At 27.2% G+C, this 24,547-nt stretch carries 22 protein-coding genes; 2 read left to right on the top strand and 20 right to left on the bottom strand.

The features are described from left to right. Window positions 1–4: 4 nt before the first annotated feature. A complete protein-coding gene (locus psyc5s11_RS15630; RefSeq protein ID WP_224033430.1) occupies window positions 5–832 on the bottom strand; it encodes a hypothetical protein in 828 nt (275 codons plus the stop codon). Window positions 833–1,313: 481 nt separating this feature from the next. On the opposite strand from psyc5s11_RS15630, the gene psyc5s11_RS15635 reads away from it, so the two are divergent. Further along, the gene (locus psyc5s11_RS15635; protein ID WP_224033431.1) at window positions 1,314–1,793 is read left to right on the top strand and encodes a CarD family transcriptional regulator; all 480 of its coding nucleotides are present in this window, start codon (window positions 1,314–1,316) and stop codon (window positions 1,791–1,793) included. A gap of 283 nt (window positions 1,794–2,076) precedes the next feature. Here psyc5s11_RS15635 and psyc5s11_RS15640 read toward each other — a convergent pair whose 3' ends face one another. From psyc5s11_RS15640 to psyc5s11_RS15705, 14 genes are all read right to left on the bottom strand, one after another. Beyond that, window positions 2,077–2,232 carry a zinc-ribbon domain-containing protein gene (locus psyc5s11_RS15640; RefSeq protein WP_158337274.1) on the bottom strand — a complete coding sequence of 52 codons (156 nt, stop codon included), beginning with the start codon at window positions 2,230–2,232 and terminating at the stop codon, window positions 2,077–2,079. 162 nt (window positions 2,233–2,394) lie between these two features. Continuing rightward, window positions 2,395–4,008 (bottom strand): cell shape-determining protein, encoded by a 1,614-nt coding sequence (locus psyc5s11_RS15645; RefSeq protein WP_224033432.1) that lies wholly within the window; start codon window positions 4,006–4,008, stop codon window positions 2,395–2,397. A 157-nt stretch (window positions 4,009–4,165) separates the two neighbouring features. Further along, on the bottom strand, window positions 4,166–4,903 hold the full coding sequence (locus psyc5s11_RS15650; protein WP_224033433.1) for a phage replisome organizer N-terminal domain-containing protein: 738 nt from the start codon (window positions 4,901–4,903) through the stop codon (window positions 4,166–4,168). Window positions 4,904–5,229: 326 nt separating this feature from the next. Further along, entirely contained in the window at window positions 5,230–5,754 is a 525-nt protein-coding gene (locus tag psyc5s11_RS15655) for a GNAT family N-acetyltransferase (protein WP_224033434.1), read from the bottom strand. 70 nt (window positions 5,755–5,824) lie between these two features. Then, window positions 5,825–6,295 (bottom strand): pyridoxamine 5'-phosphate oxidase family protein, encoded by a 471-nt coding sequence (locus psyc5s11_RS15660; protein ID WP_224033435.1) that lies wholly within the window; start codon window positions 6,293–6,295, stop codon window positions 5,825–5,827. 29 nt (window positions 6,296–6,324) lie between these two features. Next, window positions 6,325–6,678 carry a cupin domain-containing protein gene (locus tag psyc5s11_RS15665; RefSeq protein WP_311196370.1) on the bottom strand — a complete coding sequence of 118 codons (354 nt, stop codon included), beginning with the start codon at window positions 6,676–6,678 and terminating at the stop codon, window positions 6,325–6,327. 93 nt (window positions 6,679–6,771) lie between these two features. Next, window positions 6,772–7,674, bottom strand: coding sequence for an NAD-dependent epimerase/dehydratase family protein (locus psyc5s11_RS15670; protein ID WP_224033436.1), 903 nt, complete (start codon window positions 7,672–7,674; stop codon window positions 6,772–6,774). Between the two features lie 312 nt (window positions 7,675–7,986). Then, complete coding sequence (locus psyc5s11_RS15675; RefSeq protein ID WP_224033437.1) at window positions 7,987–8,340, bottom strand: DUF1667 domain-containing protein; 354 nt, start codon at window positions 8,338–8,340, stop codon at window positions 7,987–7,989. A 1-nt stretch (window position 8,341) separates the two neighbouring features. Further along, complete coding sequence (locus psyc5s11_RS15680) at window positions 8,342–9,595, bottom strand: NAD(P)/FAD-dependent oxidoreductase (protein ID WP_224033438.1); 1,254 nt, start codon at window positions 9,593–9,595, stop codon at window positions 8,342–8,344. Between the two features lie 17 nt (window positions 9,596–9,612). Beyond that, window positions 9,613–11,040: an NAD(P)/FAD-dependent oxidoreductase gene (locus psyc5s11_RS15685; RefSeq protein ID WP_224033439.1), complete on the bottom strand. Its 1,428-nt coding sequence runs from the start codon at window positions 11,038–11,040 to the stop codon at window positions 9,613–9,615. A 179-nt stretch (window positions 11,041–11,219) separates the two neighbouring features. Continuing rightward, complete coding sequence (gene glpK, locus psyc5s11_RS15690) at window positions 11,220–12,719, bottom strand: glycerol kinase GlpK (RefSeq protein ID WP_224033440.1); 1,500 nt, start codon at window positions 12,717–12,719, stop codon at window positions 11,220–11,222. Window positions 12,720–13,027: 308 nt separating this feature from the next. Beyond that, window positions 13,028–13,585, bottom strand: a complete 558-nt coding sequence (locus tag psyc5s11_RS15695) for a glycerol-3-phosphate responsive antiterminator (protein ID WP_224033441.1) — start codon at window positions 13,583–13,585, stop codon at window positions 13,028–13,030. Between the two features lie 157 nt (window positions 13,586–13,742). Beyond that, window positions 13,743–14,447 (bottom strand): MIP/aquaporin family protein, encoded by a 705-nt coding sequence (locus psyc5s11_RS15700; RefSeq protein ID WP_224033442.1) that lies wholly within the window; start codon window positions 14,445–14,447, stop codon window positions 13,743–13,745. A 900-nt stretch (window positions 14,448–15,347) separates the two neighbouring features. Beyond that, window positions 15,348–16,643 (bottom strand): homoserine dehydrogenase, encoded by a 1,296-nt coding sequence (locus psyc5s11_RS15705; protein ID WP_224033443.1) that lies wholly within the window; start codon window positions 16,641–16,643, stop codon window positions 15,348–15,350. Window positions 16,644–17,387: 744 nt separating this feature from the next. Between psyc5s11_RS15705 and psyc5s11_RS15710 the strand changes: the two genes are divergently transcribed. Next, a complete protein-coding gene (locus psyc5s11_RS15710; RefSeq protein ID WP_224033444.1) occupies window positions 17,388–18,464 on the top strand; it encodes an LCP family protein in 1,077 nt (358 codons plus the stop codon). Window positions 18,465–18,568: 104 nt separating this feature from the next. Here the strand turns inward: psyc5s11_RS15710 and psyc5s11_RS15715 are convergent, their stop codons facing one another. The 5 genes from psyc5s11_RS15715 to psyc5s11_RS15735 all read right to left on the bottom strand — a co-directional run bounded on the left by psyc5s11_RS15715 (window position 18,569) and on the right by psyc5s11_RS15735 (window position 24,506). Then, the gene (locus psyc5s11_RS15715) at window positions 18,569–19,783 is read right to left on the bottom strand and encodes a hypothetical protein (RefSeq protein WP_224033445.1); all 1,215 of its coding nucleotides are present in this window, start codon (window positions 19,781–19,783) and stop codon (window positions 18,569–18,571) included. Window positions 19,784–19,792: 9 nt separating this feature from the next. Beyond that, the gene (locus psyc5s11_RS15720; RefSeq protein ID WP_224033446.1) at window positions 19,793–21,265 is read right to left on the bottom strand and encodes an oligosaccharide flippase family protein; all 1,473 of its coding nucleotides are present in this window, start codon (window positions 21,263–21,265) and stop codon (window positions 19,793–19,795) included. Then, the gene (locus psyc5s11_RS15725; RefSeq protein ID WP_224033447.1) at window positions 21,258–22,364 is read right to left on the bottom strand and encodes a GNAT family N-acetyltransferase; all 1,107 of its coding nucleotides are present in this window, start codon (window positions 22,362–22,364) and stop codon (window positions 21,258–21,260) included. The genes psyc5s11_RS15720 and psyc5s11_RS15725 overlap by 8 nt, the downstream gene beginning before the upstream one ends. 114 nt (window positions 22,365–22,478) lie before the next feature. Beyond that, the gene (locus psyc5s11_RS15730; protein ID WP_224033448.1) at window positions 22,479–23,396 is read right to left on the bottom strand and encodes an NAD-dependent epimerase/dehydratase family protein; all 918 of its coding nucleotides are present in this window, start codon (window positions 23,394–23,396) and stop codon (window positions 22,479–22,481) included. Between the two features lie 30 nt (window positions 23,397–23,426). Beyond that, window positions 23,427–24,506, bottom strand: coding sequence for a glycosyltransferase family 4 protein (locus psyc5s11_RS15735; protein ID WP_224033449.1), 1,080 nt, complete (start codon window positions 24,504–24,506; stop codon window positions 23,427–23,429). Between the last annotated feature and the right edge of the window lie 41 nt (window positions 24,507–24,547).

Consider the following 24,547-nt stretch of genomic DNA (forward strand, 5'->3'; position numbering starts at 1 on the left):
TACTTTATAATGCATTTTTTTGTAAATTTGATGATTTCTTATATAAATATATTGTAAGCTTTTTATTGTCTCTATTTATATTATTTAATATAACTGCATCTTGATTATTATAGGTTTTATCATCTTCATCATCAAAAAATTCTATAGCTTTATGAATTTTTTTTATGTTTCCATCTTTATTTTTGTAAAGCACAGCAAATTTTTCATTGATATCTTTATAATAAGTCTTCACTTCACTGCTATTATGTTGATTACCTTTAATATCTCTACAAGTTATATTATTATCTTTATTAAGAAATGATATTCCTCCATTTTTTCTGAAAACATCTTCATTGTTAATGCTTCTTTCTTCTTTTATATTAATATTATTTAAAACATATTCAATTTTAGTTACGAAAGTGTCATACTCATCTAACATTTTTGCTAATTCCTCATATTCAATAATATCTTCTCCATATTTAATTTTAAAATCGTCTATCATATCCTCAGTTTTTTCTCTATCATATATTCCCTTAAAGGATAAATCTTTTGCTAATTTTATTACTATATTATATATGCTTTTATATCTTATAAATTGCAACATTTTCATAAGGAAAATCATAGATAGTATGCAACAAGGTACTGAAATTAATGGAAAATTAATTAACAAAGCGCAAAGAAATATTAGAAGTGTAAAATCCTTATTTGCATCCTTATATTCCTCAATGCCTTTAAGGATCATAGGATTATAGGATAAAATTTTATCTATAATCAAATTTTTATTTTTTTGATTTATCTTCCTATCACTTTTTATAGATCTTTTCCTTAATTCTCTTCTTTTCTTGCCCTTCATATTAGCAACCTCCTCTTATTGTAATCATTTCCTTAATTTTACATCAAACAATTTTTATTATCAAGTTTTTATATTACTTATATATTTCCGAATTTTTTCAATGTTTCTTTTAATTCTTTTTCTTGCTCTTCATTTCCTTATAATATTTCCTCACAATGTGTCTATTATTAACTTTAATTTATATATATTTCTCTTATGACGATTCTTTACTAGGTACTAGGCTATACCAATATACTTAAATTGATTTAATATATATTTCATAAAATATTATTGACACTATATTAAATATATGATATATTAAAATTTTGATTTTTGAACTTATTATGGTATAATATAGATACACTCACAAGGTTTCTAGCTTACTCTTAATGTGAGTGACTAATGTTCTTAGATATTATCTAAAGAGATAATAGTTTTTAAATAGCTAGACATGAGACGATGTACTCCTTGAGGGTATAAATAATTATGGAGGTGTATTTTTTTGTTTTTAATTGGAGATAAAGTTGTTTACCCAATGCAAGGTATAGGTATTATTGATAGAATCGAAGATAAAATTTTTTCTGGTGAGAATAGAGAGTACATAATAGTTAAAATTCTATCAAATAATCTCGAAATAATGATTCCAAGTGATAAAATATCAAATTCAAATTTGCGTAAAATCACTGATAATTCTACTTTAGAAGATATATTATTTGATCTTACTAACAAAATTAATAGTTTAGAAAGTATATCAGCTAAAGAAAGATATCAAAATAATATGACTAAAATAAAATCTGGTTCTCTTAAGGATAGTGCTGAAGTAGTTTATGATTTAATACTTATGAACAAAGAAAAGTCTTTAAATGCTAGTGAAAAACAACTTTTTAACACTGCTCATAAATTTTTAGTTCAGGAAGTTTCTTTTATTAAAGACATTAGTGAAACTGAAGCTATAGATTTCTTGAATTTAAATCTTAATTAAATGTAAATTATTAATATTATATATTTTTCGAGTGTCTAATAAACCTATTAAATAATACTAACTTTGTTATATATTATTTAATAGGTTTAATTTTTATACTCATATCAAGATCAAAACTATACTTTCAAAATGATTATATAAATTAGACACGTGAAAAGAAATACAATAACAGTTATTAAAATGTACGCAAAAAGAACTCTATACTATATACTTTAATAGAGTTCTTTTTTAATTATAAAGAGCTATAAGAGTAAACTCTTATAGCTCTTTTTTCAAACAGAAACTATCTTCTGTTATTTTGTTGCTTTCTAGCTCTTCTACAATCAGGACATCTTACTGGTTCGTTTTCAAATCCTTTTTCTTTGTAGAATTCTTGTTCTCCAGTTGTAAATACAAATTCATTTCCACAATCTTTACATACTAATGTTTTATCTTCCATTACAATTCCTCCAAATTAAAGACTTACTTAACTAATACTTTCTCATAAGGAGAAATTTTAATCTAATTAAATCTTTGATATATTTTTTTATTCCCTTAGGAACATTCTTAGTATATCATATCCATTTTTAAATTACAATATTAAACTTTAATTATTTTTTTATTATTCCCCTTTTTTCTCTACTAAATTTTCAACTGGTAAATTAACAAATGAATTTATTATAATGTATTTACTATCTCCAACCTTAATAAATTTCATTTCTACAGAATCTCCAGGTTTAGTTAATGCCACAGCTCTAGATGTTTCGGTTGAAACGCTGAAAATATTTTCATTATTTTTAAGTTTAATGTCATAAATACTTGTTCCTTCTTTAATGACCAATCCTATTCTTTCAACTTCACCTGTTAGCATTTCTTCTTTATTTCCACTTTCAAGAGAAATATTTGAATTAGTCAATCCTTCAAGATATTTATTTAAAGTAGCTTGAAGAGTATCTCCTACACCTACAGTATTATAATTTTTAACATTTACCATAGCATATTGCTTAACTAATCCATTAGAATCCTTTAATGTCATAAAATATGTTGGCTCATTTTGTATGTTTATTAAATATGGGAAGGTTGCTTTATATCCGTATTGTTGAACCTTCCCTTCCGCTGATTTCATACTTGCTTCTTCTGTTGCACCAGCAGTTTTATACATTTTAGTTTCTCCAGTTCTAGTATTAGTTAAAGTAAATCCTACAAGGGATTCATCACTACCCACTGAAGTTATACCTGTATAATAATAACAAATATTCTTGTCATAGATAATATTCATTCCACCAGTCGTCTTTAGTTTATCTTTATCTGTGAAATTTAAAACTCCATGAACTAATTCTCCCCACTTATTTATATATCTATTAATATAGTTCATTGGTTGTATTCTATCTACCCAGCTTGGTAAATTGTTTATATCATATACATTAGACTCTCCTGTTTGGGCATCCATTACTAATGCACCCGTAGCCTTTGTTTCGCTAATTCCAACTCCAGTATCATATCTTGTAACTACCCAATAAGGTCTTCCAGTATCATCTAACTCAAAGGTATAATCTGTATGCCCTGCTTTCATATCTCTAAAATAAGCAGCTCTATCTAAATCACTGAAAAGATACGCTGAATTTAAATATTTAATTCTAATATCTTTTCCATCAAGGGTAGTGACTAATTCAACATCATTTTGATTTGTAGCACTCACCTTAACATATCCTATTGTACCTTCCCTATTCGTAACCCATTTAAGAAAAGATGAATATTCAAGTGGTCCTACATAACATAATTGTCCATTTACACTTTGCATGTTCAATTCTCCAACAGTAACTTGACTTCCAAGGCTTGTAATTTCGCCTAATTTTTTATCAGCAAGTTTATTAGCAAGTTCCTTGTCTATAGTAGGTAATTGATTTATATCCATATATTCTATTTGACTTGAAAAATCTACTTCTTCTATATTGCCTATTAAATTTCTATGAGCACTATAGCTTATTAATGGGCTACATGCAATAATAGCTATAATATACAATATAGCAACTATTGCTGCTGTTATTATAAATTTTTTATTTTTTATAAATATACCATAACCTAATGTACATACTACAAATATTACTACTAGAATCATTGCATTTAAGCTGAGATCTAGCACTAAGCTGCTAGTTACTAATAATAGAACTGCTATACCTATATATGCTCCTAACAATATTTTTATTAATTTAATAACACTACTTTTATTATTCATTTTATTCTCCCATCATAATTTCTATTTTGTAGTTTTTATTATATCATAATAAGTTTTTAAATACCATATATGTTTTGTGGAAACTTTAGCTTTTTCTTACCTTACAATTAAATAGAAATACATTTTTACTCTAAAAAATAATGAAACCATTAATGAATCAAAATGACCACGCCTCTATAACATTCTCCCCTTCACTCAATAGTCCTTTTTCATCTCCATCCCTAAAATAAAATACTACATTATCTTTAATTTCTTCTTCAAAATTAAGGCAATTGATCTTATTTGCCTTCTTACTTTTTTTCTTCTCTAAAAGTATAGAAATATTATCCTGTGAATTATTATTAATCTTCTGTCCACTAAGACTGTCATAAATTTTGTTAATATCTTTATGCGTAATTTCTAAATTACCCATCTCATCATTTGTATCATTTTCTGCTTCATTTCGACTTATTTTATTTTCAAATTCTTTATCTTTATTATAATATATTTCATTTTTTAAATTTTCTTTTACCTGAACTTTTTTGTTATTTATCTTGTCCTCTTTATCCTTAGAATTAATTTTTTCCTTGATCTTAATATTTTGATGCTTTGCAAAATTTTTCACTCTATAAATATTATTTTCAGTAATTTCAATCATTTCTAATTCTATTAAAACATCTAATGCTAATTTAATTTGATCCGTATCTCTATTAAATTCTATTGCTAAAGTTTCTATTGTATATGGAATGTTTTTTGAAAGATATAAATCCCCTTCTAAATTAACCTTTCCAGCTAAAGTTACAAATCTAGTCCAAATATAGTGAACAAGATCTCTTTCAGGTTTCATATCTATTATTTTAAATTTTGTACCATCATACATATCAACTCTAAATTTTACATATTTTCTTTCTCTCATATTTATCATTCCTCTTAAATTATTTTAGGCATATGAAAACATACTAATTTGTTATTTTTAAATGCCTACATTTAAGATATATGTTTTACTTAATAAAATTGCAGTAAATTTAATAAATTTTTTTCTATTAAAATACTGCAATTTTTTCATATTTATATAACTTTAAGAGAAATTTAAAAAAGATATTACATCTTGAAAGACATAATATCTCCTCTAAATTCCAGTGGCTTATTCTTAATCAAGAACCATTTTATGAATAATTGGAACTTTTTATTAATTGTTAAGATACTAATACTATAATGAAAATCCTAATCTATAACTCATATTCAGTATTTATCAATAATATATGTTAATTTATCATAAACTGCTTCAATTCCCTTTCGCATTGCTTTATGATTCTTTTCCAAGCTTAATCTTTTCATATTACATTTATCCATAACTCTGTATGACCCAATATTTTTATCTGTGCAGGTTGCTACTATTTTACATATAGATAAATTATCAAATGCATTATTAATAACTGCATTAACAGCTTCACTCATATAGCCATTATTCCAATACTTTTTGTTTGAAATCCACCCTATCTCTGCTTCTGAATCCTTGATTATCAAACTAATATTTCCAATAACTTTTGAAGTTTTATTTAATCGTATCACAAATTCATACCATGTTGGACTTTCTAAACTCATTGAAGATATACAATCATTAATGAACGCTCTTATTTCTTCCTTTGTCTTTGGCCAATAAATCATATATTGTCCAATTTCTTCATCACAACCATATTCACAAATATCTTCATAATCTATTTCTTTTATTGGACTAAGAGTTAGCATTTCTGTTTCAATTATCATTATTTCACTTCCTAAGTGGATGTAGATCACTTTACACCTTATTTATCTCAACAAATCCCAAATTTGTAAATTAATCAATTATTACAACATCAAATGTAAATGGAAATTCCTCAGCTTTTTTATTTTGAAAATCAACTTTATATCCAGTTCCGTCTTTATAAAAGGAACCTTGTTTCAATTCTATTTTTACATAACACATGTTTTCATCATTTTCGTTATTGTGTGCAAAATACCAAGGTTCAAATACCTTTATCAATTTTTCTCTAATTGCATGATTTTCTTCTGATAATGGATGTCCGATATTACAGGCAGTTCCACTAAATCGATAAAGTTTATTGCACATTGATATTTCAGAATTTTTTTCAATGTCTTTTACTTTCTGTGATTTTGCATAAGAAACAATATAAAAAGCACCATTATCATAAAAGGTATCTACAAACCTAACAGATGGAATATTATCATTCGATGTTGCTAAAGCGAATTGATAATCTTTTGCAAACATCTCTTCTAAAACATTTAAACTTTTTTCGTATGTAGTCATTTTCAATATCTCCTTCATAAATTTATTATTTATCTATCAATCATTCTGAATTCTTTTTCCCCCAAATGCATGAATTGTCCTAGTACCTGCACAATACATTTACCATGATGTGGTATTCCATTAGGCACTAAAAGTTCATCACCAGGATTTAAAACATGTTCTATACCATCAAATATTTCTGTATATTGTCCAGCAACACAAACAGTATATTCATCAAATTCATGTGTTTGTTCTTTTGATTCTCTATCAGAATAATACGTCCAAAATGCCATTTGACTACCGTCTTTTCCTTCAAAATAATACCCATCAATATCTGACGTATTTTGTTGTTCTGATGGTACTTTATTCATCTCTTTTTTCATAAAACTAGGAAAATCTTCCATACTATAATCACTCCTACAAATTACTATTTATAATACTTAACTTAAAATTGGAATTTATCCATCTCATTAAATTTGAATTATCACTACAATTAGTTACTCAAAATTTTGTTGAATAAATTTAATATACTCTTTTTTTACAACTTCATTAGAATTATCCTTAAACCATTCATAAGACTCCTTTAGTCCTTCAAATAAACTCTTTTGTTCTGGTAATAGCTCATTCTGTCTTGAAACATCCAAGATGTATTCATAATTATAAAAACTAAAATAGTCTCTTTGATTATCATGGTTAGTTATGTATACTTTTTCTAAAGGAGTTCCTACTACTCTATAACATAGTTCAACAAATGTATTTATATCTACTACTTCTGTATTTCCAACATTGAATATGTGTTCCTTAGGATGGTCTTCTAAAATTTTTTCAATAACTCTACATAAATCATTTACATGGAAAAATTGCAATTTCATATTTCCATCGTTAGGAATATAAAATTTTCTGTTTTTTAAAGCACATTCAAATATAAATGGCTCTCTATATACATTTTGCATTGGTCCATATAAATAAGGAGGTCTTAAAATATATGCATTAGGAACTCTTGAAAGTAAATATTCTTCGGATTCAACCTTATCAGTTCCATATTTACCCCAGATTGAATTCAAACCAATACTTTGATTCTCAGAAAATGGTTGCTCATTTGTTTCTGGATAAACTGCAGACGAACTAATAAATATATAGTCTTTAAATTCTCCTACTGAATCTAATATATTTCTAATATCTTTTTGATTATATCCACATACATCGATTATGGCATCAAAAGAATATTTCCCTAGGGAATCTTTTAAATTATTTCTATCTGCACATATTAAATTAACATTTTCTATTTGCTGTTTAGTGTCTCTGTTTAAAACATAAACTTTATAATCTTTAGCTTCAAAATATTTTGCTACATATCTACTGACAAATATAGTTCCACCTGTAACTAATATACGTTTCATAAAATCCTCCTTCAAATTACTATTTATATTGTCCAACCTTAAATTGGAATTTAGCAAACTGAGTGTTATGCTCATTATGAGCATCTCCCAAGCACTACTTACTTACTTTTTCCTAAAAAATAATAAGAATACTCCATAGATAGCCTATCCTTATTATACTACAAATTTTACAAATTAATCTTTATTTTCCCTATATTATTTCTATTATTTTTACCTAAAGTTCTTGTTTATAATAAATATAGTGAACCATAAATATTGTGAAGAATATATATTCTTCACAATATTTATGGTTCACTATCTTAAGACCCCTAATTAAATTCTTTTTACATTTCTAGTAACAACAACATCCACACCAGTTCCCAAAACATTTTCTATTACAACATCTCCAATTTTAACTGGAGCACTCATTGCCACCTTATTAATTTCCTCCATGCACTTAAAATTAAGTCCCTTTGGAATTGGCTTATTTGTTTTTACAGATGCTACTGCTAATTCTCCATTATTAACCTTAACTGTTGAAGTTATTACTCTCACTGGATTTGTAACTTCATTTATTCCATATTCTATACCTCTAGGACAACCATTACCAGTAACGTTTTTAGCTTCTGCATCTACTTTCAAATGACATCCCTTAGGGCAACATATACAAATTAATTCTTTTTCCATCTTATTCACCATCCTCTAATGATATTGTTATATCACCTTTAACTTTATCTAATAACACCTTGCTTAAAACTACTTTTTCCATTTCTGATGGTGCTAAATGAGCTCTCTTAAATTTAGCTATAACTTCGTCACCACTTCTTACAACTAATGCTTTATCATGATATATATTATTTACTCTCATAAATACAGTCAATTTATCAGGAACATCATCTACGTTAAGTCTTTGTGGAACTGTATAATTTACATTTTGACCATTTATTATATTTACATATTTATCTTTCTTAAGTTCACCTTTGATATACTTTGCTACTGAAGAACCTGCATGTTTTGATTCTTGAGTTACAAAATCAACTAAATCATGAACATGAACTACATTACCACATGCAAATATTCCATCTACTGATGTTTCCATGCTTTCAGTGACAATTAAACCATTAGTTCTTCTATCACTTTCAATTCCAGCATTAGATGATAATTCATTTTCAGGAATTAATCCAACAGATAATAATAATGTATCTACATCAAATTCCTTTTCAGTTCCTTTAATAGGTCTCTTATTTTCATCTACTTGTGCTATTACAACTTTTTCAAGTCTTTCTTTTCCAACTATATTTACTATTGTATGTGATAAATATAATGGTATATCATAATCATTTAGACATTGAACTATATTTCTATTTAATCCATTTGAGTATGGACAAAGTTCAACAACGGCTTTAACTTTAGCACCTTCAAGAGTCATTCTTCTTGCCATTATAAGTCCAATATCTCCTGATCCAAGTATAATAACTTCCTTACCCGGCATATATCCTTCTACATTGATATATCTTTGAGCGGCACCTGCACTAAATACTCCTGCTGGTCTATCACCCGGTATGTTAATAGCGCCTCTAGTTCTTTCTCTACAACCCATTGCAAGAATTATAGCCTTAGCTTTAAGCTCCATATATCCTTCTTCTGTATTTATTGCATAAACTGTTTTGTCTTTTCCTATTTCTAAAACCATTGTATCAAGTTTAACTTCAACGTTAGTATCTTCAATCATATCAATAAATCTACTAGCGTATTCAGGCCCCGTAAGTTCTTCTTTAAATGTATGAAGTCCAAAACCATTATGAATACATTGATTTAATATTCCGCCTAGTTCCTTATCTCTTTCTAAAATTAATATCTTTTTTATTCCATTATTATATGCTTCATATGCTGCTGCAAGGCCAGCTGGCCCTCCACCTACTACTATTAATTCATAACTCATAACTATCCCTCTTCCTTCTACTTCGATTTACCTGTTAGAATATAAGAATTATCTTTTTCTAAGACAACACTTTCAAGTGGAACATTATATTCCCTTGCAATTATCTCCTGAACTTTTGGTCCACAGAAGCCACCTTGGCATCTGCCCATTCCTGGTCTACATCTTCTCTTAACACCATCTAATGAAAGAACTTCAAAGCTTCTTTTTATTGCATCTACAATTTCACCTTCTGTTATGCTTTCACATCTGCATACCATTCTTCCATACTGAGGATTTTTCTTTATAACTTCAGCCTTTTCTTTTGCCTGTAACTCCATAAAATGAATTTGTTCTCTCTTTGCTATGAAATTTTCTTTCTTTTCTAATATACATCCTGCTTTATGTAATATATCTACTACTCCCAATGCTATAGCTGGTGCTGAAGATAATCCTGGTGATTTCATTCCTGCTACATCAATAAATCCTTTAATTTCATCATTTTCTTCTATTATAAAGTCATCTGTATCTGAAACAGCGCGAAGACCAGCAAAATTTCTTATACCTTCTCTAAAATTAATCTTCTTAGTTGTACGCATTGAAGCTTCTCGTATTGCATCTAATCCATTTGCTAAAGTTCCTAAATCCTCTTTGTCTTCTATATCTCTAGCATCAGGTCCTACAAGTAAATTCCCATGAACTGTTGGAGTAACTAAAACCCCTTTCCCAAGCTTGGATGGACATTGGAATATTGTATGGCTAACCACTTTCCCTTGATTTTTATCCATTACATAATACTCACCACTTCTTGGAAGTATCTTAAAACTTTCTGTGCAAATTAAATTATGGATCTTATCTGCATAAAGTCCAGCTGCATTTATAACAAATTTAGCTTCTACAACTCGTCCATCACTAGTTGCAATTTTGAAACTTTCATTTTTTTCAATTGAAACAACTTCTTTTTTTAATAGAATTTCTCCACCATTTAATACTCCATTTTCAACTAAAGCAATTGTATATTCAAATGGTCCAACTATACCACCAGTTGGTGCATATAACGCTCCTTTAATTTCTTCATTAAGATTTGGTTCCAATTTTAAAACCTCGTCTTTACTTAAAACCTTTAAATTCTTTACTCCAAGCTTAGTCCCATTTTCATAAAGAGCTTTTACTGTATTCAAATCCTCTTCATCAAAAGCTATGATTAATGATCCATTTCTTTTGAAAGGAACACTTAATTCTTTACATAACCCTTCAAACATTTCATTTCCGAGCACATTGTACTTCGCCGCAAGTGTACCTTCTTTAGGATCATACCCAGCATGAACTATTGCTGAATTAGCTTTACTAGACCCCATTGATACATCTCTTTCTTTCTCTAAAACAACTACTTTCAAATTGTACTTTGTTAGTTCTCTAAAAATAGAACTTCCAACCACACCTGCTCCAATTATTGCTACATCATACATGTTACATCCTCCTTATTTGCACAAAAAAAGCCAAGCTAAAAACATGGTGATAATTCACCATAGTTTTTATGCTTGACTCTAAATTCTCTAAGCACTTTATATTCAATTTATATTTATAGTATACCTTACAAACGTATACTTGTCCAGTACTTATTACTATTTTTACAGTATCTTAGTATTTACTCCTCTTCCCAACCTTTTGCTCTTTCTACTGCTTTTTTCCAACCTTTATATAATTTTTCCTTCTTAGCTTCATCTAAATTTGGTGTATAAGCTTGGCTTACAGACCACGCCTTAGCAATCTCTTCTTTTGACTCCCAGAAGCCTACAGCTAGTCCCGCTAAATATGCAGCACCAAGAGCTGTTGTTTCAGTTATTATAGGTCTTATAACTTCTGTTCCTGTAATGTCTGCTTGGAATTGCATTAATAGATTATTTCTACTAGCTCCACCATCAACTCTAATACTTTTAAGTTTACAACCTGAATCTTCTTGCATTGCATCTATAAGATCTTTTGATTGATATGCAATAGATTCAAGTGCTGCTCTAATTATATGATTACTATTAGCACCTCTTGTTAAACCGAAGATAGCTCCTCTCGCATACATATCCCAGTATGGAGCACCAAGTCCAGTAAATGCAGGAACAACATATACGCCACCATTATCCTTTACCTTACTCGCAAAATACTCTGTATCCGCTGCATCAGTAACTAATTTAAGTTCATCTCTAATCCATTGAATAACAGCACCACCAACAAATACTGAACCTTCTAATGCATATTGAACTTTATTGTCTATTCCAATTGCAATAGTTGTTAATAATCCATTTTTACTTTGAATCATTTTTTCTCCTGTATTCATAAGTAAGAAACAGCCTGTTCCATAAGTATTTTTTACACTACCAGCTTCAAAGCAAGTTTGTCCAAATAATGCACATTGTTGATCTCCTGCCATACCTGCTATTGGAACTCTAACGCCACCTGTACCACCAAGATTGGTATATCCATAAACTTCAGATGAATTTTTCACTTCTGGTAACATTGACTTTGGAATATTAAGTTTTTCTAGTATTCTTTCATCCCATTTTAATTCTTTTATATTATAAAGCATTGTTCTAGATGCATTTGTATAATCAGTTACATGTACCTTACCATTTGTAAGTTTCCATACTAACCAGGTATCTACTGTACCAAATACTAATTCACCTTTTTCTGCTCTTTCACGTGCACCTTCAACATTATCTAAAATCCATTTTATTTTAGTTCCTGAAAAATATGCATCCAATAGTAAGCCTGTATTCTCTCTTACGTAATCGTTAAATTTTATATCTTTTTTAAGTTCTTCTACTATAGCTGCTGTTCTTCTGCATTGCCATACTATGGCATTATATACAGGTTCTCCAGTATTTCTATCCCAAACTATTGTTGTTTCTCTTTGGTTAGTAATACCTATAGCTGCTATTTCTTCTTGAGTTATATTAGTTTTTGCCATTACTTCTTGCAAAACTCCATATTGGCTTGCCCATATTTCTAACGGATTATGTTCAACCCATCCTGCATTAGGATAAATTTGAGTAAATTCCTTTTGACTTACATCTAATATGTTTTGTTCCTTATCAAAAATTATTGCCCTTGAACTTGTTGTTCCTTGATCTAAAGCTATTATATATTTTTTCATACTGTACACCTCTTTCTTAATTTATGCCATTTTAACATTTAATACATTAATATTTCATTTGAAAATAATACTCTTATAGATACTTATACAAATTAATTTTGGATAACGAATTTATCTCAAAAATATTAATTTTTGTATATATTTTAGTAATTTTGGCCACAATTATAGCCACATAAAACACTGCCCATACCTTAAACAATAATATACATACATTGCGCTTAGTATAAGTTTTAAATTCACTTAGTACTCATAAAGTTTTCCTAAGTAAATTTAGTTTTATGTGGCTCTATTCTCTAATTCTCTATAGCCTACATATCCCAAATTTCTTTTTTAGTTGTAGATATACATGTTGCCCCTGAACTCAATGCTTGCATTACCTCTTCCTTCGTTTCAATAAGTCCCCCAGCAACTACTGGTTTATTGGAATACTTTGAAATTATTCCAAGTACCTTTGGAATTATCCCCGGTAACACTTCTATTGCATCGCATTCTGATATCATGTGGTTTTTAACAGTATTTAATGAAAGTGTGTCAAAAATAAAAACTCTTTGAACTGCTACTAAATTATATTTTTTAGCAAGTTTGACAACTTGAGGTTTTGTACTAATTATACCATCAAATCTAGTTTCTTCTTTTATAAATCTTATAACCACTTCCTTGTTTGTGAAACCTTCAACTAAGTCTATATGAATTATTCCCATTTTATTGTTAGATGCAATAATTTCACTTGTTTTTTTGATATTCATCACATCTCCAAATAAAACAAATATTATTTGTGCAGATGAATTTACTGCTAGTTCTAATTGTTCTTCATTCTTTACTGCGGCTATAATTGGATTTTCTTCTAATAACTCTTTAATATTCATGCATACTCCTATGTAACTGTTTTCTTTTTTTCTCAGTATTACATATTTATCTTTTAGTGTCAACTTTAATTTTTAATTGATTAAATATTTTAATTACTATTTCTTATATTTTGGATTTAACTTTTATATTATTAAGTTTACACTATTATTTTATTTACTATGAAAACATTGTGAAACATACTGCCCCTAAAACAGCTCCTATGATTGGTGCAATAACTGGAATCCATGCATATCCCCAATCTGAATCTCCCTTATTTGGTATAGGCAATATTGCATGTGCAATTCTTGGAGCTAAATCTCTAGCTGGATTAATTGCATATCCTGTTGTTCCACCTAAACTTAAACCAATTGCCCAAATTAATAACCCTACAAATAATGTACCCATTCCATTAGTTAAATTCTGAGCTCCCATTCCTAAAATTCCAAAGACCAATACAAATGTTCCTATAACCTCACATATAAAGTTAATTGTTGTATTTCTTACAGCTGGACCTGTGCAAAATACTGCAAGCTTGTCCCCTTTATTATCAGTAGATTTAAATTGATCATAATTGAAAATGAATACTAAAACTGCTCCTAGAAATGCTCCTAAAAATTGTCCTGCGAAATATATTGGAACTTGACTCCAAGCTACCTTTCCTATAACTGCAAGTGCAATTGTTAATGCTGGATTAAAATGAGCTCCACTATAACTTCCAAAAATGAGAGCTGGAATTGCTACTGCCAAAGCCCATCCCGTTGTGATTACAATCCATCCTGATCCGTTCCCCTTTGAATTCTTCAAGACAACGTTCGCAACAACACCATCACCTAAAAGAATAAGTATTAAAGTACCAACTAGTTCTGCAAAAAATATTGTCATAATATTATCCCCTTTCAAACTTTACAATATTGATTCATTTTCTAACTTATTTAATATAATTAAATAAGTTTTTAAGCAATTTTCACCCACTTTCTAAATTTATTCTCTTAATGTTAATTTTCCTTAGAAAACATTACACTGCAAGCTTATACCTTAAATTTGGCCATAATAATAGCCACATAAAACTTCTTTATATTTAATCAATATATTCCTTATAGTGATTAAAATATAAGATTCAAATTTACTTAGTAATAATAAATTACCATAAGTAAATTTAGTTTTATGTGGCTCTATTCTCTATTTCTCTACAGCCTACATTTTTAAATTTTATTTCTCATTTCCAGTGTAAATGTTTTCTTGTTGTTTTTAGTATCACATATTTGTCGAATATAGTCAAGTTATGTTAATAATATAACAATTCAAAGTTAATAAATTTTATCTAGTTAATTTTCTTTTAATTAAGAATTTATAATGTCTTAATGGTAATTACTTAGTTAATACTTTATTATATTTTTCATTTAAATAAAATATTAATAAGCATACTTTGTTAATATTTTATTTAATGTATATAAAATTACTTATATTACCTTATTTATATATATTAGAGAATTTCAACTTAATCTTTTTCAATTAAATCCCTTAGATATTATTGCTCTAGTCATTTCTTTAATTACAGGATTACCATTAAATCTTTCCTCAATAATCTCATAAATCATTTTTTATTTTACCAGCCAAAACAATCACCCCTTTTTAACAACTCAAAGCCTCATTTAGAGTCACACCTTTACCAATGTTTAATTTTTATTCCAACATAAAACACCATCCTTTTATTACAAAAGATGGTGTTTCCTATAATATATATACATAATTACACGTGTAGATAAATCTAAACTATGTACTTTATTTAAAATCTTCTATTCTTATTATATTATCTATTTTGTCAACTGATTTTAAATTAGTAATTTCTTTAATTGCACTGTTTACTTGAGCTTCATTTGTTCTATGAGTAACTAATACAATTGTTACTTGACCCTCTTCTTCATCGCCCTTTTGTATAACTGAACGAATGCTTACATTGTGTCTTCCAAGTATTGCTGTTATTTCTCCTAGAACTCCTGATTCATCTAATACTGTAGCTCTGATGTAGAATTTACTTTCAACATCACCCATATCTAAAATTTCTCTTTTCCATAGGTTGTTCTTTACTACTGGATTAGGATTTTCTGTATCAACATTACTTCTTACTATAGAAACAATATCACTTACTACAGCACTACCTGTTGGAAGATCTCCTGCTCCTCTTCCATAAAACATTACATCTCCAACTGCATTTCCTTTTATAAATACTGCATTATATGAATCATAAACATTTGCAAGTGGATGTTTCTTAGGAATCATTGTAGGATGAACTCTAAGTTCTATCTTACCATTAATTTCTTTTGCAATTGCAAGTAATTTAATTCCCATTTTAAATTCTTTAGCATACTTCATATCAACTGCTTCAATTTTAGTTATACCTTCTCTATATACATTTTTCACATCTATTTTTGATCCAAAAGCTAATGATGCAAGTATTGCTAATTTATATTGAGCATCAAAGCCTTCAATATCTGATGTAGGATCAGCTTCTGCATAACCCTTTTCTTGAGCTTCCTTTAAAGCATCTGAAAAATCAGCATCTTCAAGTTCCATTTTACCTAAAATATAATTAGTTGTACCATTTACGATACCATAAAGAGTTTCTATTTTATTAGCAGTAAGACTTTCATCTATTCCCTTTATAATTGGAATTCCTCCAGCTACACTTGCTTCATAATTAAACATTATTCCCTTTTCATCAGCCTTTTCAAAAAGCTCATCGCCACCAGTTGCAAGCAACATTTTATTTGCAGTTACTATATGCTTTTTCTTATCCATACATTTAATCATATAGTCTCTAGCTGGCTCAATTCCTCCCATAACTTCAACAACAATTTTAATAGTATCATCGTTTAAAATATCATTAAAATCTGTAGTTATAAGTTCATCTGGAATTTCTACACCTCTTGGCTTATTCCTATCTCTTACAAGAACCTTTGCCACTTCTACTTCATATCCGCATCTCTTCATAATTTCTTCTTTATTGGAATTTAAAATCATCCAAACACCACGACCAACATTCCCCAATCCTAGTAGTGCTATTTTTACTTTTTTCATCTTATGCCCCCCTTAAGTTACAACTATTATAAATAATAGTATACTTTCTAAGTATAATTGTTATCTTAATTTTTGGCTATATGTTTTTATTTAATATTTGAAAAAATAAATCATCTTCAAATAATTTTGAAGATGATTTTATAAATTTTGTTATGCCACCTTTTATATGTTATTCATGCTTTATCCCATTATTCAATATAACGTTAATTTTTTAGGTAAAGTTTTCTCACTATGGCTGAATTTAGTTGTACTTATACATATAAGGAACACTCAATACCTATAATGGGTGTATTTTCCAGATATTAAGTTGTCACCATTTCTTATGTGCTCCATGAAAGAACCATAATATAATAAATACTATAAAACTATATCCTAAAATTAATTTTACCATCCTTATACCCACTTTCCTTTATTGTACTTTGGTTAATAATTATTATATCACTCGAAGTTCTAATATAGACAGTGTCTTATGTATTTAGGCTCTTTCTTATACTTCTCTACCCCTGTATTAAAGCATATTTAGAAATTTATAAAAGGATATATTGGAAAATGTTATAAATAAATAAGTATGGGACATCAATAGATTACTACTATGATTTCAAATGGCAAAAAGATTTTACCATATTCTATTTATATTCAAATCCTCATGTAAATTATTCCAAATATAATTTTTTCACCATATATTAATATATTTCATTTGATCCTAGCATATATTATTTTGATTATCACTAAGGAGGCTTTTAATTGTATGCAAATAGTAAACATTCAATAACAATATCTAGAAGTAAACATAAATGGCATAAACATAGAAATAAACATTCAAAAAAGAAAAAAATGCCTTACAAAAAAATATTTTTTTATATAACATTTATACTATGTTTAACTCTTCTAGGATTATTAATTACAACAAATGAAAATTTGTCCAAAATAAACAAGGTAGATATTAATAAAAATAATTTTGACCTTAAAGCAGATAATAGTGAAAATAATATTAATGAGACTCTTTCCAAAACAAATAATACTATTATCAAAGACACTAATATAACAAATATAGCTCTATTAGGAATAGATGAAACCGAAGGAACTGCAGGCCGTTCAGATTGTATTATGATATTAACAATCGATAATCAGAATAACAAGTTAAAAATAAGCTCCATTATAAGAGATTCTTATGTAACCATTCCTACCATAAATAAGAAAGATAAAATAAACCATGCTTATGCTTTTGGTGGTTCGCAGCTTGCTCTTCAGACAATTAATCAAAATTTCAATTTAAACTTAGATAAAGTTATTGTTGTAAACTTTTCATCATTACCTCAAATAATAGATACCTTTGGCGGAATACAATTAAAAATAACAAGTGAAGAATTAAAATATATAAATAACTATATATACAATTTAAATGAACTTAATCACACTAATTCTCCTAATATTGTAACTTCAGGAAATCAACTTGTAGATGGAACACAATCATTAGCTTATTGCAGAATACGATATACAGATGGTGGAGATTTTGAGAGGAGTCAGAGACAGAGAACATTATTAAGTAACCTTATAGAAAAGTGTGCAACTATTCCATTAACAGAATATCCCTCTCTTGACGATAAAATTTTTCCTCTCATTTATACTAACTTAAAAAAATCAGAATTGCTTACCTTCGCTGTAAATTTAAATTCTTCTAAATCTTTAACCATATTGCAGGATAGATTTCCAAAAGATGAAGATAGTAGCGGAAAACTTATAGATGGAATTTACTATTATGTATTTGACAAAGAATTAACTACCAAGAAAATACATCAATTTATATTTTCAACAGATTAATTTTTTTGATTATGCCTAAATAGCTATTTAAAAGTTTTTATAAATGAATGCCATACTTATAATTGAATTCTTTTGCTTCCTATATTTATGTATGGCATTTTGCTTTATAAAGAGTTTTCAACAAATTTATACAAACCATCTTGTACATGAATATTAAACACTCCATTATCTCCAAATACTATTTCAGAATTAGGTTCAATAATCATAATATTATTTCTATCTATTTTGATGCTTATAATCATCTTTTCAAGATTTCTTTTACCAATATACTCTATGGCGAATCCATTATCATTAATTCCTATAAATTTTATATTATTTCTTAAAATATAATATTCAGCAACCTCTGTCCCTGTACAATACCAAACATTTTTATCCTTTAAATAATTAAATATAAATTTCAAACTTTCTTTATCATCAAATATGTTAGGTAATTGTCTTCTTCCATCATCTCTTGCTGGAGAAATATGCTCCTGTATGCTGATCACTAAATTGTTTTTTAATAGAAACTCTATTTCATTAAGCTTCTTTTTTAATAAGTAATTTTTTAATATAATCTTTGCAATTCCTTTTAATGTTTTTTTATTAGGATTAAAAATCCCTGTTAGTAATCCACCATTTACGGTTGATGGAATATCAATCACTTCATTTTTTCCAAAGACTTTTATATCAAAACTGGTTACTGTATTAAAGTCATCACTATAAATATAGTGATTTTTATCATTGAGCAATCCTCTATTATAATATCTACACCACCATAAAAAATCTGTTCTAGCTATACTTTCATCACTAAATTCATTAGCTTCATATCCACAATATTTCCCACCCTTTGGATAATATCCAAAAACAGTTTTATATATTTCTTTTCCTTTATTTATAGTATCTACTGCCTCATCAATGCTTTTAAAAAGTTTCCACTCTTGTTTAAAATCACTACTTGTTTTCCCCACTTTACCATGAGTTGTTCCATGGTATGCTATCTCAAAATTCTCTTTATCATTAATACTCTTAAAAAAAGCCTTAGTTTCTTCATCACAATTTATCATTTTTGAAACTGTTTTAACTTGAGGATTTTCTATCATTCCTACTCGAGCACCAACAGGAGTAAAAAATGTAGTTTTTATATTTGGAAAATCGTTTAACACAACTTCATTCAAAAATCTAAATGATGAATTTTTATGATTTTTCCAATATCCCCAGTCTTCTTCTAAATCAACAATTCCATTTCCATTTGTATCAACCCATACATTTGCGAAATCATCAATAAAAAAAAGAACAGGCGATGCTGCATTATTGTACCACTTGCAAATTGAAATATTCACTAATGTCACCTATATCCTTTCACTATTATTCAAGGCAAGTTTTTCCTTAGCAATATTAATTAATTTTTTTATATTGTTATAAGAAATAACTTTAAGCTTTATGCTTAAAACAACATATACTATACATATAATTACATTTAAAAATAATTCTAAGAATATATTATTAATGGTAACTTTATATATAATATAAATAGAATATAACACTAAAAATATACAACCACATTTATAAGATTCTAATAAATTTATACCAAGGTTATAATATTTTCGTCCCATAATATAATATAGAACATTAGCAATTAAATATGCTATACATGTTGAAATTGCAGCACCATATATCCCAATTCTAGGAATTAATAAATAGTTTAATACAATATTAAGTCCAGCTGATATAATCGAAATTAACGAATTTATAAACGTTTTATTTGCTATATGAAGTCCTAATGCATAAAATTCTGCCATGCCCCATAAATAATATGAAAATGCAATAAATACAACTATTTTATAAGATTGATTATATTCTTCTGTAGACAATATTTTTATTGCAATATCAGAAAAAATTGATAATCCTAAAATAATAAACCAACATGCAAAATTAAAGTAAGTAAACATTTTTTTAATTCTTAATTTTCCATCACTTTCTTTATAAGCTTGAAATTTAAATGGTGTAAATGAAGATTTAAATGGTCTTAAAAACAATGGTTCTATTAACATTCCTATTTTATAACCCATAGAATATACTGCTACTGCACTTAAATTAATCATTCCTTTTATAAAATATCTATCAATTAGATTTAGAACCCATGCTGATATTTCACCTGGAGTAAGCCCAAGACCATAACTGAGCATTTTTTTCAAATCTTTTTTTGATAAAATAACTTTATAATTTTTTATATCTAAAATAAATAATATAGTGAACACTATACAAAAAGAAATGAGCTGTGCTTTATAAACTCCTAGAATACCATATTGTGTTACAACTAAATAATAATACGTAAAGCATAATGTTAAAAACACTTGTAATATATTAGTTATACAAACTTTCTTTACCTTATATAACATTGAATAATAACTTGTATAAATGGATATCAAACATAATAATATAGAATTTATAATTATATATTTAACATAACAATTGCCTAATATATCATTCCTAAAAGCAATACTAGCAATTCTACTACTTAATAAATATCCAAATATAAAGTAACATAAAAGTCCCCATAATATTGAAAATGTTAATGCTACATTTTTAAGCTTATTTTTGTCTTCAACTTCATTGAAAAATCTGCAAACACCTGAAAATATTCCAAGTATTATAAATATGCTTAATAAGCTTTGCAATGAACTTATTAAATTATATTGACCAAACTCAGATGATGTCATATTCCTTGTATATATTGGTATTAATATTAAATTAATAGCTTGTGTTAAAATTGATGTCAGAAAATAAAAAAAAGAATTTAACATAAATTTTTTATTATCCATTTTGTCTCCAAATAAATTTTATTTTTCTTAATATCATATATTTTTTTAGCAATTTTCCCTTTATAGTTTTTTCATTCCACATGTCTAACTGATAATTAAATATAAAATCATCTGTCCACTCAAATTTCCAAGGATACCTACCAGCTCCAAAATCCAAAATATCAGCTATATTATTTTCAAAAATATATTTTATCATCTCTAAGTTAATTATTTTACCCAAATGATACTTTTCATATTTAGGATTGTATGCTGAATTCCATGCATGCAAAACTCTTTTGTATAAGTAACATGTAGTATATATTAAAAGATCTCCATTAAGATCTTCAATTTTAAATGTTATAACCTTAGAATTATTATTGTATAGTTTCCTTATAAATTTCGAAAAAAATATATCACTGTAAGAACTTTTTCTTTCTTTTCTTCCTTTATTTTTTAATAAGTACTCTTGTTCTCTTATATGAAGCTCTGATATTTTTTCATAAACTTCTTCCTTATTATTAAATACTACTTTGAAATTATATCCTACTTCTCTTTGTAATACATTTCTATATCTTTTGTCATTTCTAGTAACAAATTCTTTCTTATATACATCATAGGTATTAAATTTTTTATATTTCAAAATTGGACATTCAATCAAATACTTGAAATATTTGTTGTATCGTTTATTTCTTAGTATATATGCTGCTAATCTTGAGTCATTCTTGATATGCGTTAATATAATTCTCTCAAAATATTGATTTTTTGATTCTATAAACTTAAATATTTCATTTATGATATTTCCATATTTTATATTAGAAGTTCTGTCTATTATTATTCCAAGATAATCACCTTTGCCTAAAAATCTAATATTTCTGTATGATAATATTTTTTTATTTACTTTTTCTATAATTAAAGGAGCAATTCCAATTACAATCTTATTTGCTTCTACTACCAATATAAATAATTTCTTATTTTTATCATTCCTATATATATCCCACCATGTCCAATTATATTCGAATGTACTATAATATGTTACATCCTTATCCTGAGATTGAAGCCTCTCCCAGTCTTCTTTTAATTTTAAAAATTCATTAGTTGTTGAGATTATTTTTATCTGCATTTTTCACCTTCCTACATCTAAGGCTTAATATATATTTCAATATTTTTTTGATTGTGCCTTATTACCTACCTATTTTCAAAGATATTCATTTTAATCATATGAAAACTAGTATTCTTACACATTATTATCCATATACTCCTTAATATTCCTTATACCTTCTTCTAAATTAAATTCAGGCTTCCACCCAAATTCATCATATATCTTATTATAAGACATATAACTATCCCTTATATCTCCTGTTCTTTCCTCTACACATACAGGTTTTATATCTACAGCAAAGTTATTTTTCATACACTTAAATAATTTATTTATTGACGTTTTTGTATTTGTACAAACATTATATATTCCTGATTTATTTAATTCTAAAGCTAGTACATTTACTCTTGCTACATCATTAACATAAACAAAATCTCTAATTTGTTCCCCATCTCCATATATAATTGGTGTTTCATTTTTCATAATTTTATCGCAAAATATTGCAACCACCCCGCCTTCACCAGATGAATCTTGCCTTGGTCCATAAACATTTGAATATCTTAAACACACATATTCTATACCATAAAGCTCTTTATACACACTTAAATAATGCTCAACTGTATGTTTAGACACCCCATATGGAGATATCATATCTAAAGGATGTTTTTCATCTATAGGTAAATACTTTGGTTCTCCAAAAATAGCTGCAGATGCTGGATAAATAATCTTTTTAACACCAACACTTTTACATGCTTCTAAAATATTAATTGTACCTAAAATATTTATTTCAGCATCTTCTAACGGTTTTTTTATGGAATTGTTTATAGATATCTGTGCTGCTTCATGTATTACATAATCTGGCTTTTCTTTTAAAAATATGTTAATTATTTTAGAATTCCTAATATCCATATTGTAAAATGTTGCTTTATTATTTACATTTTCTTTTTTACCATGTGACATATTATCTATGATACAAACTTCATAATTTTTATCAATTAACATATCAACAATACTTGAACCAATAAAACCTGCCCCACCTGTTACTAATACTTTCAAAATATCATCTCCTAATTACATCTACTCAGATTAGCCCTTAACCAATTCTTTATAAACTCTTAAAAGTTTTTTTGCATTATCTTCAATTTTAATATTATTGATCTTTTGTTTATAATAAAAATTATTTTCAATCACATTAGTTACCTTTTTATATAAATCATCAGCATCTCTTGTTTTAAATAAAATTGTTCCTTCAGGTCTTTTCACAACATCACTTGCTATTGTAGGAATTTTATAATATAAAGCTTCTCGTATAGATACTGAATCACCATCAGTATTGGTTGGTCGTAAAAACAATTTACTTTTTTGAAGTAAAGGATAAAATTCTGTATCCTTTACTTCAAAAATCATTATATAATTTTGAATGTTATATTCACTTATTTTGTTTTTTAACTCTTTATAATATGATTTTTCCTCATGGTTTTCAAGTTCAGTCCCTAACAATCCTATTAATAAACTTACATTATATCCTCTATCTTTTAATTTTTTAATAAGCTCAATAAGCATATCGATTCCATATAAATCCTCATTATCATAAAATCTTACCCATCCATTTGCACTTATTAAGAATTTTGAGTCTTCTATAAAATCCCATACTTTTTGAGGAATATTATTAAAATCCTGATCACTTTCTATTGGACTTATAAATGCTGGGATATAACTTAGGTTTTTACTTTTAACTCCCAAATCTATCAATTCATTTATTGTATTTGAATTTACACAAACAATCTTATTAATTTTTTTTATACTAAATAATAATAATCTTCTATATATCCAATTTGATTGTTGCAGTTGATCATGCAAACTTTCACCATGGATTGTTAAAACAAGTTTCTTATTAAATATTTTAAAAAAGCCCATCAAGATTCTGATATTTCTATTTATAGTATGAAAATGTATAATATCACATTTTAAGAAAGGTACTTTAAAAATAAATTTTTTGTATTTTCCTATCTGTTGTATATTTTTACAACTCTTATTACAATCTTTTGATTCATTATAAATAGTAACTTCTACATTATTATTAATTAAAAAAAGCATCATTCGTTTAACATGAACTGAAATTCCACCATAAGGAGGAGGAAAAGGACCAATTATATTAACCTTCATTTAATACTCCCTTTATTTTTTGCTTATTGCTTATAAACTAT

The organism is Clostridium gelidum (genome assembly GCF_019977655.1).
GTDB lineage: Bacteria > Bacillota > Clostridia > Clostridiales > Clostridiaceae > Clostridium > Clostridium gelidum.

Coding starts and splice junctions, on each gene's coding strand:
- psyc5s11_RS15630 (WP_224033430.1), bottom strand. CDS start 832: ATGAAGGGCAAGAAAAGAAGAGAATTAAGGAAAAGATCTATAAAAAGT.
- psyc5s11_RS15640 (WP_158337274.1), bottom strand. CDS start 2,232: ATGGAAGATAAAACATTAGTATGTAAAGATTGTGGAAATGAATTTGTA.
- psyc5s11_RS15645 (WP_224033432.1), bottom strand. CDS start 4,008: ATGAATAATAAAAGTAGTGTTATTAAATTAATAAAAATATTGTTAGGA.
- psyc5s11_RS15650 (WP_224033433.1), bottom strand. CDS start 4,903: ATGAGAGAAAGAAAATATGTAAAATTTAGAGTTGATATGTATGATGGT.
- psyc5s11_RS15655 (WP_224033434.1), bottom strand. CDS start 5,754: ATGATAATTGAAACAGAAATGCTAACTCTTAGTCCAATAAAAGAAATA.
- psyc5s11_RS15660 (WP_224033435.1), bottom strand. CDS start 6,295: ATGACTACATACGAAAAAAGTTTAAATGTTTTAGAAGAGATGTTTGCA.
- psyc5s11_RS15665 (WP_311196370.1), bottom strand. CDS start 6,678: ATGGAAGATTTTCCTAGTTTTATGAAAAAAGAGATGAATAAAGTACCA.
- psyc5s11_RS15670 (WP_224033436.1), bottom strand. CDS start 7,674: ATGAAACGTATATTAGTTACAGGTGGAACTATATTTGTCAGTAGATAT.
- psyc5s11_RS15675 (WP_224033437.1), bottom strand. CDS start 8,340: ATGGAAAAAGAATTAATTTGTATATGTTGCCCTAAGGGATGTCATTTG.
- psyc5s11_RS15680 (WP_224033438.1), bottom strand. CDS start 9,595: ATGAGTTATGAATTAATAGTAGTAGGTGGAGGGCCAGCTGGCCTTGCA.
- psyc5s11_RS15685 (WP_224033439.1), bottom strand. CDS start 11,040: ATGTATGATGTAGCAATAATTGGAGCAGGTGTGGTTGGAAGTTCTATT.
- glpK (WP_224033440.1), bottom strand. CDS start 12,719: ATGAAAAAATATATAATAGCTTTAGATCAAGGAACAACAAGTTCAAGG.
- psyc5s11_RS15695 (WP_224033441.1), bottom strand. CDS start 13,585: ATGAATATTAAAGAGTTATTAGAAGAAAATCCAATTATAGCCGCAGTA.
- psyc5s11_RS15700 (WP_224033442.1), bottom strand. CDS start 14,447: ATGACAATATTTTTTGCAGAACTAGTTGGTACTTTAATACTTATTCTT.
- psyc5s11_RS15705 (WP_224033443.1), bottom strand. CDS start 16,643: ATGAAAAAAGTAAAAATAGCACTACTAGGATTGGGGAATGTTGGTCGT.
- psyc5s11_RS15720 (WP_224033446.1), bottom strand. CDS start 21,265: ATGGATAATAAAAAATTTATGTTAAATTCTTTTTTTTATTTTCTGACA.
- psyc5s11_RS15725 (WP_224033447.1), bottom strand. CDS start 22,364: ATGCAGATAAAAATAATCTCAACAACTAATGAATTTTTAAAATTAAAA.
- psyc5s11_RS15735 (WP_224033449.1), bottom strand. CDS start 24,506: ATGAAGGTTAATATAATTGGTCCTTTTCCTCCTCCTTATGGTGGAATT.